Annotated in this window: 12 protein-coding genes; 8 read left to right on the forward strand and 4 right to left on the reverse strand. The window is 75.6% G+C overall.

Annotated elements, in window-relative coordinates:
* Nucleotides 1–211: 211 nt before the first annotated feature.
* From KPF22_RS23730 to KPF22_RS23740, 3 genes are all read left to right on the forward strand, one after another.
* Nucleotides 212–1,381: a thiolase family protein gene (locus tag KPF22_RS23730; RefSeq protein ID WP_208821418.1), complete on the forward strand. Its 1,170-nt coding sequence runs from the start codon at nt 212–214 to the stop codon at nt 1,379–1,381.
* Between the two features lie 17 nt (nt 1,382–1,398).
* The gene (locus KPF22_RS23735; RefSeq protein WP_224403325.1) at nt 1,399–2,145 is read left to right on the forward strand and encodes an E3 ubiquitin ligase family protein; all 747 of its coding nucleotides are present in this window, start codon (nt 1,399–1,401) and stop codon (nt 2,143–2,145) included.
* Nucleotides 2,146–2,256: 111 nt separating this feature from the next.
* The gene (locus KPF22_RS23740; protein WP_224403326.1) at nt 2,257–3,777 is read left to right on the forward strand and encodes a S1C family serine protease; all 1,521 of its coding nucleotides are present in this window, start codon (nt 2,257–2,259) and stop codon (nt 3,775–3,777) included.
* A 143-nt stretch (nt 3,778–3,920) separates the two neighbouring features.
* On the opposite strand, the gene KPF22_RS23745 is transcribed toward KPF22_RS23740, so the two are convergent.
* The 3 genes from KPF22_RS23745 to KPF22_RS23755 are packed head-to-tail and all read right to left on the reverse strand — an operon-like array spanning nt 3,921 to nt 5,825.
* Nucleotides 3,921–4,577: a VTT domain-containing protein gene (locus KPF22_RS23745; protein ID WP_224403327.1), complete on the reverse strand. Its 657-nt coding sequence runs from the start codon at nt 4,575–4,577 to the stop codon at nt 3,921–3,923.
* Nucleotides 4,574–5,374 (reverse strand): MBL fold metallo-hydrolase, encoded by an 801-nt coding sequence (locus KPF22_RS23750; protein ID WP_224403328.1) that lies wholly within the window; start codon nt 5,372–5,374, stop codon nt 4,574–4,576. Before KPF22_RS23750 ends, KPF22_RS23745 begins: the two co-directional genes overlap by 4 nt.
* A gap of 16 nt (nt 5,375–5,390) precedes the next feature.
* Nucleotides 5,391–5,825, reverse strand: a complete 435-nt coding sequence (locus KPF22_RS23755; RefSeq protein WP_224403329.1) for a TIGR03618 family F420-dependent PPOX class oxidoreductase — start codon at nt 5,823–5,825, stop codon at nt 5,391–5,393.
* A 211-nt stretch (nt 5,826–6,036) separates the two neighbouring features.
* Between KPF22_RS23755 and KPF22_RS23760 the strand changes: the two genes are divergently transcribed.
* Both KPF22_RS23760 and KPF22_RS23765 read left to right on the forward strand, forming a co-directional pair.
* Nucleotides 6,037–6,732: a hypothetical protein gene (locus KPF22_RS23760; protein WP_224403330.1), complete on the forward strand. Its 696-nt coding sequence runs from the start codon at nt 6,037–6,039 to the stop codon at nt 6,730–6,732.
* Nucleotides 6,733–6,896: 164 nt separating this feature from the next.
* Nucleotides 6,897–7,463: a class F sortase gene (locus tag KPF22_RS23765; protein WP_224403331.1), complete on the forward strand. Its 567-nt coding sequence runs from the start codon at nt 6,897–6,899 to the stop codon at nt 7,461–7,463.
* Here KPF22_RS23765 and KPF22_RS23770 read toward each other — a convergent pair.
* Nucleotides 7,403–8,650, reverse strand: a complete 1,248-nt coding sequence (locus KPF22_RS23770) for a citrate synthase (RefSeq protein ID WP_224403332.1) — start codon at nt 8,648–8,650, stop codon at nt 7,403–7,405. The genes KPF22_RS23765 and KPF22_RS23770 overlap by 61 nt on opposite strands.
* A 70-nt stretch (nt 8,651–8,720) precedes the next feature.
* Here KPF22_RS23770 and KPF22_RS23775 point away from each other — a divergent pair, with 70 nt between their 5' ends.
* The 3 genes from KPF22_RS23775 to KPF22_RS23785 all read left to right on the forward strand — a co-directional run bounded on the left by KPF22_RS23775 (nt 8,721) and on the right by KPF22_RS23785 (nt 13,959).
* Entirely contained in the window at nt 8,721–9,893 is a 1,173-nt protein-coding gene (locus KPF22_RS23775) for a citrate/2-methylcitrate synthase (RefSeq protein ID WP_224403333.1), read from the forward strand.
* A gap of 102 nt (nt 9,894–9,995) precedes the next feature.
* Nucleotides 9,996–11,468 (forward strand): MFS transporter, encoded by a 1,473-nt coding sequence (locus KPF22_RS23780; RefSeq protein WP_224403334.1) that lies wholly within the window; start codon nt 9,996–9,998, stop codon nt 11,466–11,468.
* A 541-nt stretch (nt 11,469–12,009) separates the two neighbouring features.
* Nucleotides 12,010–13,959: a 3-oxoacyl-[acyl-carrier-protein] synthase III C-terminal domain-containing protein gene (locus tag KPF22_RS23785; RefSeq protein ID WP_208821430.1), complete on the forward strand. Its 1,950-nt coding sequence runs from the start codon at nt 12,010–12,012 to the stop codon at nt 13,957–13,959.
* Nucleotides 13,960–13,979: the final 20 nt, after the last annotated feature.

A 13,979-nucleotide genomic window follows, 5' to 3' on the forward strand; every position in this document is an offset into this window, starting at 1 on the left:
TCGGCCGTCGGAGTACGAGGCGGACCAGTATGTCGAGCGCAGCGTTGGGAGCTACTCCCCTTCGCGTACGCCGGAGACGGTACCTCATCGATCCAGAGCGCCTCGACACCTGATGCGCATCCGGCGCTGTGATCACCCTCTCAGCGCCGACCCCGTCCGATGGCTTAGCGTCGCGAACGAGTCGTGTCACCGGTGACCGAGGAGGACCCCCATGCCCGAGGCCGTCGTCTGTGCCGCCGTCCGCACACCGATCGGGAGGCGGAACGGGTCCCTGGCCGAGGTCCACCCGGTCGACCTGTCCGCCGCCGTGCTGAGCGCCCTGGCCGAGCGGACCGGGATCGACCCCACCGTCGTCGACGACGTCGTGTGGGGCTGTGTGAACCAGGTCGGCGACCAGGCCGCACAGATCGGCCGCTACGCGCTGCTCGCCGCGGGCTGGCCGGAGACGGTGCCCGGGGTGACGGTGAACCGCGCGTGCGGGTCGAGCCAGTCCTCGTTCGACTTCGCGGCCGGGATGGTGCTGGCCGGGCAGTACGACGTCGTCGTCGCCGGTGGGGTGGAGTCGATGACCCGGGTGCCGCTGGGCGCGGGCCGCGACCTGGGACGTCCCTACGGGCCGCTGGTGCGCGAGCGCTACCGCGCCGACCTGGAGTCCGGGGAGTTCCCGAACGGGGACTTCAACCAGGGCGTCGGCGCCGAGCGGATCGCCCGGGACTGGGGGCTGTCGCGGACCCGGCTCGACGAGTACGCGGCACGCAGCCACGAGCTCGCCGCCGCCGCGATCGACGCCGGAGTGTTCGACGACCAGCTCGTCGACGTGCCCGGAGCACCCGGGTTCACCGCCGACGAGGGCCTGCGCCGTGGCACCACCGCCGACACCCTGGCCGCGCTGAAGCCGTCGTTCGCCGCGGACGGGGTGATCCACGCCGGGAACAGCTCGCAGATCTCCGACGGCGCGTCGGCGGTGCTCGTGACCACGCCGGAGCGGGCCCGCGAGCTCGGCCTGACCCCGATCGTGCGCTACCACTCCGGGGCCGTGTCCGGCGCGGACCCGCTGCGGATGCTGACCGGGCCCGTCCCGGCGACGCAGAAGGTGCTGAAGCGCTCCGGGCTCTCGATCGGCGACATCGGCGCGTTCGAGGTGAACGAGGCGTTCGCGCCGGTCCCGCTGGCCTGGCAGGCCGAGCTGGGCGCCGGCGACGCCGTGCTGAACCCGCTCGGCGGGGCGATCGCCGTCGGGCACCCGCTGGGCGCGTCGGGGACCGTGCTGCTGACCCGGCTGGTGCACCACATGCGCGACCGCGGGATCCGCTACGGGCTGCAGACCATGTGCGAGGGCGGCGGCACCGCCAACGCCACGATCGTGGAGCTGGTCGCCTGACCTGCTAGGTTCCGCCCGTGCTGTGGGTGGGGATCATCGCGCTGCTGGCCGGGGCCGCCTGCATCGGGGTCGCGGTCCGCACCCAGCGCCGGGTGCACGCGATGATGGCGGCCGAGACACTGTCGGTACCCGAGCTGCTCGACCTCGCGGGCGTCGCGGCGGAGCTCGCCGGACGGCCGGGCACGTTCCGGAAGGTCTGCGAGGTCGTCGGGCAGACCGCGCCCGCCCCGGTCGGGGTGCTGCGCTCGGACCTCGCGGGCGTCGACTGCGTGTGGCACATGCAGCGGGTCGAGCGCCGGTTCGAGCGCCGTGAGCGCGACGACGAGGGCCGCACCCGGACGCAGACCCACACCGAGACCGTGTCCGAGCGGACGTCCCCGCACGGCTGGGCGCTGCTGCGCGACGGGCACACCATCGGCGTCGACCCGGGCGGGCGGCACCCGGACCCGGTGGAACGGGTGCTGGACCGGTTCGACCCGGCCGACGACCGGGGCCGGGGCGGGGACCGGACCGTCGGCTACCGCAACCAGGAGTGGGTGCTGCGCCCCGGCGTCGCGATGTACGTCCTCGGCGAGGTCGACGACCGCGACGGGCCACTGGTGATCCGGCCGCCGCAGGACGCCGGCGGGACGTTCGTGCTGTCCACCCGCACCGAGGCCGAGCTGACCGCCTCCGACCGGCGCGCGCAGCGGCTGTGGGCCCGCGGCGGGGCCGCCCTCGCGGTGCTGGGACTGGTGCTCACGGTGGTCGGCGCGATCTCCTGACCTGCCCGGACCGCCGGTGAGGACCCGCGTGCCGGGCACTCTCACCCGATGCCCGAGCGATTCCCAGCGCGGTCACAGGGTCGTCTCAGGGTCACGGCGCACAGTTGCCCCATGACCGAGAACGGGCCGGGAACGGGCGAGCCGTCCGACGGACGGACCTCCACCGGAGGCGGCGCCACCGACCCCGTCCGGCCCGCACGGCGTCACGAGGGGGCGGTCCCCGCCCACCCGGCCGGCGACGACGGCACCCACGCACAGGAGGCGACCACCGTGACCGACACCGACCACCGGCAGCAGGGCGGCAGCCAGGGGGGCGACCCGGGCGGCGGCCACGGGACCCAGACGCCCCCGCCGTGGGCGACGACGAGCAACCCCACGATCCCGGCCTACGGCGCGGGGAGCCCGCCCACCTCGGTGTACCCGCCGTTCCCGCAGCAGGGTCCGGCACCGAGGCCGCCGCGCCGGTTCGGTGCGGGCCTGGCCGCCGTCGCGCTGACGGCCGCCCTCGTCGGCGGTGCGGCCGGCGTCGGCGGCGCCTACCTGGTGCTCGACGGTTCCTCCACCCCGGCCACGCTGACCAGCGCCGCCGCCCCCGGTACCCCGGCCACCCCCGCCGACGGCTCGATCGCCGGTGCCGCGGCCGCGATCACCCCGAGCACGGTGGACATCCAGGTCCGCACCGCGCAGAGCGTCGCCGAGGGGTCCGGGGTCGTCCTCACCTCCGACGGCCAGATCCTCACCAACAACCACGTGGTCGCCAACGCCACCGACGGCGGCCGGATCACCGTGTCCACCGCCGACGGGAGGCAGTACACCGCGACCGTCGTCGGCACCTCCCCCAGCTACGACCTCGCCGTCATCAAGCTGCAGGGCGCCGAGGACCTCAAGCCCGCCACCCTCGGGGAGTCCTCGAGCGTGCAGGTCGGCGAGCAGGTCGTCGCGAACGGCTCGCCGCAGGGCCTGTCCGGCACCGTCACCGCGGGCATCGTCTCGGCGCTGAACCGGACCGTCACCGCGGGTGGCGACGGCCAGGCCCCGGTCGTCTACAACGGCCTGCAGACCGACGCCCCCATCAACCAGGGCAACTCCGGCGGCCCGCTGGTCAACCTGGCCGGGCAGGTCGTCGGCATCAACTCCGCGATCGCCACCGCCGGGCAGAGCTCCGGCTCGATCGGGCTGGGCTTCGCGATCCCGGTCGACACCGCCAAGCGGGTCGCCCAGGAGCTGATGGACTCCGGCGTCGCGACCAAGCCGCAGCTCGGTGTGCAGGGCTCGGTGTCGGCCTCCGGCAGCGCCCCGAGCGGGACCGCGGGCGCCCAGATCACGACGGTGGAGCCGAACTCGCCGGCGGCCGCCGCGGGCATCACGGCGGGCGACGTCGTCACCAAGGTCAACGAGTACCCGGTGTCGAGCTTCGCGGACCTGATCGCCCGGGTCGGCAACTTCACCCCCGGCCAGCAGGTCACGCTGACCGTCGGCAGCGGGTCCGGTGCCCGCGAGGTGCCGGTGACGCTCGGCAGCGTGCGCGACACCGCCGCCGCGACCGCCCAGAACGGGGCGCGCACCGTGCCCGAGGGCGGCTCCACCGGCGAGCTGCCGTTCGGCATCAACCCCTTCGGCGGCGGCAACTGACCTGATCCCCCCGGGGCGACGCCACGCCCCGGGCACCCGCCCCGGCCGGGCGCGACATCCCCCCTCCCGTCGCGCCCGGCCGGTTCCGTGTGCGCCGGCGGACGGGCGTGCCGTACGCGTGCCGGGACGGCGGCCGCCGGGGCTCAGCCGGTGGGGTGCCGGGCCCGTAGCCGGGTCCGCACCCGCCCGGCCAGCGCGGTGACCGCCGCGACGACGGCCACCAGCCCGACCGCGAGCAGCGCGGCCACCAGCGGGGAGTCGGTGAGGTTGCCGGTCAGCACCCCGAGCACGCCGTAGAGCAGCGTCCACAGCACCGCCCCGGCCGCGACCGCGGGCACCAGCTTCGCCCAGGCCATCCCGGAGACCGCGGCGGCGATCAGGGTCGGCACCCGCCCCGCAGGGGCGACCCGTCCGACCAGCACGACCAGCCAACCGCGCTCGGCGAACGCGCCGCGCATCCGTTCGATCCGGGCCGCGGTGCGCTCACCGCCGAGCCGCCCGCCGGCGACGGCGGCGCGGACCGGGTCACCGGCCAGGCGGGCGACGGCGAAGGTGATGACGTCACCGAGCAGGGCCGCGGCGAAGGACAGCAGCAGCACCACCGGCAGCGACAGGGCGGAGCTGGTCATCGCCGTCGCGGCGGCGGCGCCGACGATCGCACCGGTCGGCACGACCGGCACCACCGACCCGAGCAGCACTCCCCCGGCGACGACGAGGTAGGCGATCCGCCCGGCGTCCGGGCTGAGTTCGGCGTCCAGCCACTCCTGGGCGGACGCGGCCAGCAGGTGCGGCGCGCTCACGCCGGCGTTCCGACGGCGGCGCCGGGCGGGAGCACGAGGGTGCGGGTGGGCAGCCCGGCCGCGGCGACGGCGTCGGCGAAGTCGTGCGGCGGGCGCACGAGCAGCTCCCGCATCCGGGACCCGGTCCGCCCCGGGACCGAGCACAGCCCGGCCACGGCGAGGGTCCCCCAGTGCACCGGCAGCGCGACGGCCGGTGCGAGCCGACGGACGGCCTCGGCGGCGCCGGCCGGGTCGAGGTGGCCGGGGCCGAGGTTCGGGCCCCACCCCCACACCGGCAGCGCGGCGAGGTCGATCGGGCCCTGGGCGGCGACGTCGTCGAGCCCGGGGAACAGGCCGGTGTCACCGGCGACGTAGACGCGCAACCCGTCGCCCTCCAGCAGGTGCCCCATCGCGTCGGCCTGCGGGCCGTGGGTGAACCGGGGCCCCCACCGGTGCCCGGAGTGGTCGGCCGGGGTGCCGGTGACGCGCAGCCCGTCGAAGACACGGGTCTGTCCCACGGCGAGCTCGGACACCCGGGCGACACCACGACGGCGGAGCCAGTCGCCGGCGCCCGCGGGGACCACGACCTCCACCGCGCGGGGCAGCCGGCGCAACGAGGCGAGGTGCAGGTGGTCGGCGTGCAGGTGGGAGATCAGGACCAGGTCGGCGCCGGCGGGCCCCGCCGGGTCGACGGCCGGCGCGGCACGGCGCAGCGGCCCGACCGACCGCCCCAGCACCGGGTCGGTCAGGACGGTGCGCCCGCCGATCCGCAGCCGCAGGGTGCTGTGGCCGAGGAAGGTCGTCTCCGGCAGGTCCACACCGTCGAGTATCCCCTCAGGCGTTGCCGAGGACCCGGTCGACGGCGATCTGCAGCACCACCCGTGCGGGGTTCTCCCGGGGCTGTTTGTACTCGGCGGCGTAGCGGCGCTCGGCGTCGGCGACGACGTCGGGCTCGTCCCGCACGACGGCGCGGCCCTCCAGCGTGGACCAGGTGCGCCCGTCGACGACGGTGACGCTGACCCGCGCCCCGTCCGGCCCGGCCGCGGCGACGTTGCGCGCCTTCTGCGACCCGCCGCTGCAGATCACCCGGGCGGTGCGCCCGGCCACGTCGACGGTCACCCCCACCGGGACCGCGTGCGGGGTGCCGTCGCGGCGCGGGGTCACCAGGACGCACGGGCGGCGCTGGGACCAGAGCTCGACGAACGCGTCGGAGACACCGTCGTTGAGGGACCGGCGGCGGCGCCGGGGCGGTTCGGGGGTGGTCGTCACGGTCGCCATCCTGGACGTCGTGCCGGGCCCCGCGCGCCCCGGCACGCCGAGGCACCGGTCACTCCGGGCGACGCCACCCGCCCCGGTGATCCCCGTACGGGCGACTTCGCTGGCCCTGTCGACGGGGTGTCGCTTCACTCTCCGCCATCGGACTGGGCGTCACGTTCGCCCCACCGGTCACCAGGATCACGTTCGTCACAGGGAGTGCATCATGACCGCACGTTCGCTCGTCCGCCGCACCGGCGCCGTCGCCGCGTCCCTCACCCTCGCCGCGCTCGCCGGCGTCCCGCTGGCCGGAGCGGCGTCGGCCGCGGAACCGGCCCTCACCCCGGTGGCGGGCGCCGTCACGGTCCCGGCCGCCGTCGCCACCGCGGGCCCGGTCGTGACCGCCCCGGCCCAGGAGGACACCGAGGAGCCGCCCGCCGAGGAGCCCGCGGACGACGCGACGGCGGCCGACGAGGACCCCGGCGACGGCGCCCCGGACGCGACCGGTCCCGAGGAGACCGCGCCCGAGGAGACCGCCGCGGCCCCGGAGGCGACCACTCCCGCGGCCGGGGCTCCCGCCGCCGGGCGCGGCAGCGACCTGGACTGCGTCGATCTCTCCCGTGCCCAGGCCCAGGCCGTGCTCGCCGCCGACCCCACGGACCCGAACAACCTGGACCGCGACGACGACGGCCGGGCCTGCGAGGGCTCGGACCTCGTCGCGGCCGCCGGTACCGGGCAGGTCCGCGCGGTTCCGGGTGGTGGTGTCGAGGCCGGTGACGGCTCCGGCGGCGCCGGGGTCGACCCGGCGGTGTTCCTGCTGGTCGGGACGGGCGCGGTCCTCGCCACCGGGGCGGGCGTCGTCGTGTGGAGCGGGCGTCGCACCGGCCGCGCCGCGCTCCCCCTGACCACCCGTCACTCGTGACCCCCGCCCCCGCTCCGGCGGCCCCGTGGGGACACCGCACGCGCGCCGCTCCGGAGAACGCGCTCCCGATCGGGAACGCGTCCGCCGACCCCGCGCGCGTCCGCGGTCCGCGGGGGCCGCTCGGGCCCCGTGCCGTGCGACGGGTGTGGTGGGGGGTGCTCGTCGTGCTGGCACTGGCCGTCCCGCTCGGGGCACCGCCGGTGGCGATCGGCGGAACGGTGCCGCCGCTGCCCACGACCACGCTCCGCCCGGCGGCGGCCCCGCTGCCGCCGTCGGGGCCGGTGCGGGTGCGGGCGCCCTCGATCGGGCTCGACAGCGGGCTCGTCCCGCTCGGCCTGACCGGGCGGGGGACGCTGGAGGTGCCCCCCGACGGTGTCGCCACCGGCTGGTACACCGGCGCCCCCGCGCCGGGCTCCCGGGGGCCGGCGGTGCTCGCGGCGCACGTCGACTGGGACCACGAGCCGGGCCCGTTCCACCGGCTGCACACGCTCTCCCCCGGTGACCTGGTGTCGGTCGACCGCGCCGACGGCACCACCGCGACCTTCGAGGTCCAGGCCGTCCGCCGCTACGCCAAGGACCGCTTCCCCACCGCGGCCGTCTACGGCGACCTGCCCGGCGCGGGCCTGCGGATGATCACCTGCGGCGGGACGTTCGACCGGGGTGTGCGCAGCTACACCGACAACGTCGTGGTGCTCGCCTCGCTGGTCGACCCGGGCCGCGGCCCGGTGTAGACGCCGGTCGGCCGGAACCGCAGGCCGGGTTCGGCGTACTCCTCCAGGGCGTGCGCCACCCAGCCGACGGTCCGGGCGCAGGCGAACAGCAGCTCGCCGGCGTCGGGGCGCAGGTCGTGGGCGTGCATCAGCGCGGCGAGCGCGAGGTCGACGTTCGCGGCGGGGCCGTCGCCGCCGCGGTCCATCCCCGCGACGACGGCGTCGACGCAGGCCATGACGCGGTCCGCGGCCGGGTCCGCGCGGAGCCGGTCGAGCAGCACCGTGGCGCGCGGGTCGGTGCCCCGGTAGACCGAGTGGCCGAAGCCCGGGACCCGCTCGCCGGCCCGCAGCCGCTGGGCGAGCGCGCCGGGCGGGTCGTCCAGGGCGTCGGCGAGGAAGCGGTGCGCGAGCCCGCTGACCAGTCCGTGCCGGGGCCCGTCGAGGGCACCGAGCCCGGCCGAGACGACGGCGTGCACGTCGGCCAGGGTGCTCGCGGCGACCCGGGCCGCGACCGTCGACGACGCCAGGCCGTGGTCGGCGAGCAGGACCAGCGCGGCGCGGACGTGTCCGGCCGTTGCCGGCGCGGGTGCCCGGTCCGGGTCACGGACCAGGGCCGGAAGCAGCCGCTCCGCCAGGCCGGCCCCCGCGACACCCGGCCCGCCCGCGGCTCCCGGGTCCCCGGCGAGCGCGGTCACGACCGTCCCCAGCAACGACGACGCCGTCGCCACCACCGCTCCCGGCCGCGCGTCGGCGCGCAGCGGGTCGGCCGCGGCCACCGCGGCGACGGCGAGCCGGAACCGGTCGGTCGCCCGGGCCCCGGCGGGGGCGGCGGCGAGCACGGCACGCGCCGGGGCGAGCAGGTCCGGGTCGGCGTCGAACGGCACCCGGCCGGGGACCTCCCACAGCAGCGCCGCGACGTGCTCGAGATCCTCCGACCCCGCGAGCGCGGGCACCGCCAGCCCGCGGAACCACGGCCCGCCGTCGGCGACGAGTGTGATCCGCGTCCTGATGCGCTCGACCGTCCCGGACGGCTCGCCCGACTCGCGGCCGCGCGCGGCGAGGGCCTCCACCTCGTCCTGGGCGAACCGGCTGCCCCGCCGCTGCGCGCCGCGCACGCTGGTCAGCAGCCCGCGGCTGGCGTAGGCGTACACGGTCTCCCGCTTCACCCCGAGGCGTTCCGCGGTCTCGGCGACGGTCAGGTACTCCACGACGTGGACCGTATCAACATTGACTGCATCAATATTGACAATGGTTCCCGACGGGCGGACGGTCCCCGTCATGACCAGCACCGACAGCATCGGCGCCGCCGCCGGGCAGGTCCCACCGGGCCTGCGCGGCGTCGCCGTCACCAGCACCCGCATCGGGGACGTCCGCGGCGACGAGGGCTTCTACCACTACAGCCGGTACTCCGCGGTCGACCTCGCGCGCACCCGCACCTTCGACGACGTGTGGTTCCTGTTCGTCCACGGCCGTCTCCCGGACGCGGGCGAGGCCGCGGAGTTCGCCGCCGCCACCGCGGAGCGCCGGGCACTGCCCGACGCCGTCGCCGCGCAGCTGCCCGCGATCGCCGACGCCTGCGGGCCCGACCTGCTCGCCGGGCTGCGCACCGCGCTGTCGCTGCTCGGCCCGCAGCGCGGGATGCGCCCGCTCTGGGACGACCCGGCGGCGGGCACCCGCGACGCCGCGACCGTCTGCGCCGCGACACCGACCGTCCTCGCCGCGCTGCACCGGCTGCGGCACGGCCTCGACCCGGTCGCGCCGCGCACCGACCTGTCCTCCGCCGCGAACTGGCTGTGGATGCTGGACGGGGCCGAGCCCGCGCCGGCGCACGTCCGCGCGCTCGACGCCTACCTCGTCGCGACGGTGGACCACGGCTTCAACGCCTCCACCTTCACCGCCCGGGTGGTCGCCTCCACCGGCGCCGACGTCGCGTCCTGCGTGGTCGCCGCGCTCGGGGCGTTCGCCGGGCCGCTGCACGGCGGCGCCCCCGACCGGGCGCTGGAGAGCCTCGACGCGATCGACCGCGACGCCGGCGGCTCGCCGGAGCGCTGGGTGGCCGACCGGCTCGCCGCGGGGATGCGGATCATGGGGTTCGGCCACGCCGTCTACCGCGGGCCGGACCCGCGCTCGGCGCTGCTGCGCGAGGTCGCCGCGGAGCTGGGCGGGCCGCTGCCCGCGCGGGCCGCCGACGTCGAACGGCGGGTGGCCGCCACCCTCGCGGAGCTGCGCCCGGACCACCCGCTGTTCGCGAACGTCGAGTTCCACGCGGGCGTGGTGATGGAGGGCTGCGGGATCCCCCGCAGCATGTTCACACCGACGTTCGCGGTCAGCCGGGTCGTCGGCTGGTGCGCGCACGTGCTGGAGCAGGCCGCGCAGCGACGCCTGATCCGGCCCTCCGCGGTCTACGACGGCCCGCCGCCGCCCGAGCCGGTCCCCGCACGCGGGGGGTGACCCGGCTTGCCGGACGGGTGACCGGCGTGCTCATCTGATGGGTGACTCCCGCTTCAGCGGGGTCGTCCGCCGGCACGATCTGTCACCCACCACGGAGGTCGAGTGTTCCGGGCACGCCGTCCGCACCAGCAGCCCGAGAGCACCCACCCCGAGGGGTCCGCACCGGTGCCGCCACGCCCCGGCGTCGCGATCGCCGTCCTGGCCTCCTGCGGGCTGCTCGTCTCGCTGGTCCAGACCATGGTCGTCCCGCTGCTCCCGCGGTTCCCGGAGCTGCTCGACGTCAGCGGGTCGACCGCGTCGTGGCTGATCACCGCCAACCTGGTCGCCGGCGCGGTGTCGGCGCCGGTGCTGGGGCGGCTCGGCGACATGTTCGGCAAGCGGCGGATGCTCCTCGTCGCGCTCGGCCTGGTCGGGGTGGGGTCGCTGCTCGGCGCGCTGGCGCCCGGGATCGGGCTGCTGCTCGTCGCCCGGGTGCTGCAGGGCGCCGCGTTCGGGGTGATCGCGCTCGGGATGAGCCTGATGCGCGACGTCCTGCCCGCCGACCGGGTCGGGTCCGGGGTCGGGCTGATGTCGTCCTCGCTCGGCTTCGGCGGGGCCATCGGGCTGCCGATCACCGGCGTCGTCGCCCAGTTCGCGAGCTGGCGCTGGCTGTTCGCCGGGGCCGCGGTGCTCGGTGTCGTGCAGATCCTGCTGGTCCGGTGGCTGGTGACCGAGTCGCGGCTGCGCACCGGCGGCCGGTTCGACGTGCCCGGGGCGCTCGGCGTCGGCGGGGCGCTGGTGTGCCTGCTGCTGGCGATCTCCAAGGGCAACGACTGGGGCTGGGCCTCCCCGACCGTGCTCGGCCTGTTCGCCGGCACCGTGGTGCTGGTGGCCGCGACCGCCCGGTACGAGCTGCGCGTCCCCGCACCGCTGGTGGACCTGCGGGTCTCGGCACGGCCCGCGGTGCTGCTCACCAACCTGGCCTCGGTGCTGGTGGGCTTCGCGATGTTCGCCGGCTTCGTGCTCGCCACCCAGATCCTCCAGGCGCCGGTCACGACCGGCTACGGGTTCGGGCTCTCGCTCGTCGTCGCCGGGCTGGTGCTGCTGCCCATGGGCGGGTCGATGGTGGTGTTCTCCTCGGCCTCGGCGCGCCTGTCGCGGCGGCGCGGCCCGCGCACCACGCTGGTGCTCGGCACGCTCCTGCTGGGGGCGGGCAACTTCGCCTTCGCCGCGATGCCCTCGACGGTGCCGCTGCTGATGGCCGCCTCCACCGTGGCCGCGGTCGGCGCCGCGCTCGCCTACTCGGCGATCCCGCTGACGATCATGCGCGCGGTGCCGGAGTCGGAGACCGCCGCGGCGAACAGCCTCAACACCCTGGCCCGCCAGCTGGGCACGAGCTCGTGCACCGCGGTGGTCGCGGCCGTGACGGCGACCTACGTGCTCGGCGACGGCGGACCCCCCTCGGCGACGGCGTACACGATCTCCTTCGTCGCGGCGGGCGCCGCCGGACTGCTCGCCACGGTGCTGGTGCTGCTCACGCCCGCGCCGGCGGCGGAGACCGTCGCGGCCCCGGCCCCGGCCACCGCCCACGGCTGAGCACCGGCCCCCCGGGAACGGCGTCCCGGAAATGGCGATCGCATTCCGCCGACGCATTCCGTCCCGGGTACCGCCCGCCGGTCCGGCTCGCCCGCCGCGCCCCCCGGGACAACCGTCCACATCGGAGGCTCGACACCGTCCTCCCCCGTTCGGACGATGGTGCACCCCACCAGGTGCGGGTGACGGTCGCCGCGCGGGCTGTGACGCCGACGACCACGCTCCCGCCTGCATGTGCACGCGTCGGGACCGACCGGCCACGTCCAGTGATCATTCCACTGTGGACGACCTCCGCCCGCCAACCTGCGGATCTGCGGAATTCTTTCGAGGAACCGACGAGTAGAACCGACCGGTAACATTCTCGCCGGTAACAGTCCGAGTTGACCGACCATCCGTGAGAGCGCACACTCGGCGGCTGGATCACATTCCGATCGTGACTGTTCATCGATAGCGTTGCAGGCACCGCAACCGATCCGATCGACCAGGCCGCACCGTGTCCCGCCTGGCGATTCCGCCGGTCGACGCCGCTGCTGGAGGTCGTCACATGAAACCGTTCGTGGTCAACAACCACGACCGACTGGTCTTTCCCGCCAATTTTCTCGGAGAACTCGACTTCTCCGTCATCGACGATATGGAGCAGTTCACCGCCATCGTCGGTCGCGATTTCGAGGCAAAGGCGCCCACCGGCACCGACATCCTCGAGCGGGTCACCGGCGGCGCCTACGAGAGCCGCTTCGCGCTGCTGCGCGACATGAGCCAGAACCTGTTCTGGGTCAACCGGTACACGCTCACCATGTTCGAGAAGCGTCCGACCCGCTGGCGTGACCTCCCCCGCCACCGGAGCGACGTCTTCCTCCCGCTGCTCACCCCGTGGCGCGACGGCGACAAGAAGGTCCGGGCCGTCGCCGACGCCTTCGCCGCGCTCCCCAGCACCTGGGACGAGGCGACCGAGCGCCGCATCTTCGACCTCCTCTTCGACGTCTACGGCAACCGTCGGCACCACGCGACCGAGCTGCCGGCCGTCAAGCCGACCGTCGAGCAGTTCCTCACCACACCGGGTGCGCAGACCTTCGTCGTGCCGCAGCACGACCCGGACTACCCGGTCTTCTCCTTCAACGAGATCCTCGACGCGCACGCCGAGCGTCCCGAGCTCGAGGCCCTGACCCGCTGGGCGATGGTGCTGCACAACCAGTACCCCTGGGACCGTGCCGCCACCGAGCTGCGGACCGCCGACGAGATCGGCGACGACGAGTACGTCATCGCCTTCCACCCCCGCAACCGCGACGTCGAGCAGTTCCTGGACCGCGCCACCGGTACCCGCCCGGCGCGCCGGGGCCGGCTCTCCACGCAGTCCGACCCGGTCGAGCCCGCCACCCCGCTGCCGCCGATCCGGGTCCGTGAGACGTTCGCGGTGCAGCCGAAGGTCGAGGCGCTCGCCGTCGTCCGGGGCGAGCACGTCTGCTCCAACGACGACGTCGTCCGCAACTCCGCGTTCTCCTGGTCGCCGATGAGCGCCGACGAGATCTCCGCCAAGACCGGGATCGACCAGCGCCGCTACACCGAGCTGGACATCGAGGACCTGGCCTGGGCCGCCGCGGTCCGCGCGCTGGAGCACTCCGGCCGCGACCGCTCCGAGATCGGCGCCGTGCTCGTCGCCACCTGCACCAGCGAGCGGCTCATCCCGTCGCTGTCGACGTGGCTGTCCGGGCGGCTCGGGCTGCTCCAGACGCACTGCTCGGCCGACATCGTCGCCGCCTGCGCCGGGCTGCCCTACGGCCTGTCCGAGGCCGTGCGCCAGCTGCAGGAGGTGAACCGGCCGGTCCTGCTGGTCTGCGTCGAGAAGTTCTCCGACAAGATCGGCAACGTCCGCACCTCGCGGATGATCTTCGGTGACGGCGCGGCCGCGATGGTGATCGCCCCGGCCGCCGAGGGCGAGCGCGGCGACATCGACCTGCTGCAGACCTACGCGTCGGGCCCGGACACCCAGGTGAACTCGATCATCTGGCCGAACCCGGAGTTCGACAACGACATCACCGTCTACGGCCCCGAGGTCAAGGCGCTCGTCGCCCGCTACCTGTCGCAGATGATCGGCGAGCTCACCGAGCAGGCCGGCCCCGACGGCGAGGGCTCGATGCTCGACGCCGTCGACCTGATCGTCCCGCACCAGGCCAACAAGACGATGATCCTGCAGCTCGCGGGCAAGGCGGGGCTCTCGGCGGAGCAGCTGTACTTCAACATCGAGTCGATGGGGAACGTCTCCGCGGCGTCCATCCCGATCGCGCTGTTCGACTCCGTCGCCGACGGCGTCGTGGCCGGCCGGACCCGGGTCTTCGCACCCGGCTTCGGAGCCGGCGCGGTGGGCGGCTACGCGGTCCTCGAGGTCGACCCCGCCGTCATGGCCCCGGAGGTCCACCTCGACCCGACCGCCGCGGCGACGGCCGAGCCGGCCGCCGCGCCCACCTCCGACGACGTCCGGATCGCCTTCGGCGAGTAGCCACGACCGGGTGACACGGG

The sequence above is a fragment of the Pseudonocardia sp. ICBG1034 genome (genome assembly GCF_020131375.1).
Classification (GTDB): Bacteria; Actinomycetota; Actinomycetes; order Mycobacteriales; family Pseudonocardiaceae; genus Pseudonocardia; species Pseudonocardia alni.

Excerpts from the sequence above, each read along its gene's own strand:
- KPF22_RS23730 (WP_208821418.1), top strand. The coding sequence starts at position 212 with ATGCCCGAGGCCGTCGTCTGTGCCGCCGTCCGCACACCGATCGGGAGG.
- KPF22_RS23740 (WP_224403326.1), top strand. The coding sequence starts at position 2,257 with ATGACCGAGAACGGGCCGGGAACGGGCGAGCCGTCCGACGGACGGACC.
- KPF22_RS23760 (WP_224403330.1), top strand. The coding sequence starts at position 6,037 with ATGACCGCACGTTCGCTCGTCCGCCGCACCGGCGCCGTCGCCGCGTCC.
- KPF22_RS23775 (WP_224403333.1), top strand. The coding sequence starts at position 8,721 with ATGACCAGCACCGACAGCATCGGCGCCGCCGCCGGGCAGGTCCCACCG.
- KPF22_RS23785 (WP_208821430.1), top strand. The coding sequence starts at position 12,010 with ATGAAACCGTTCGTGGTCAACAACCACGACCGACTGGTCTTTCCCGCC.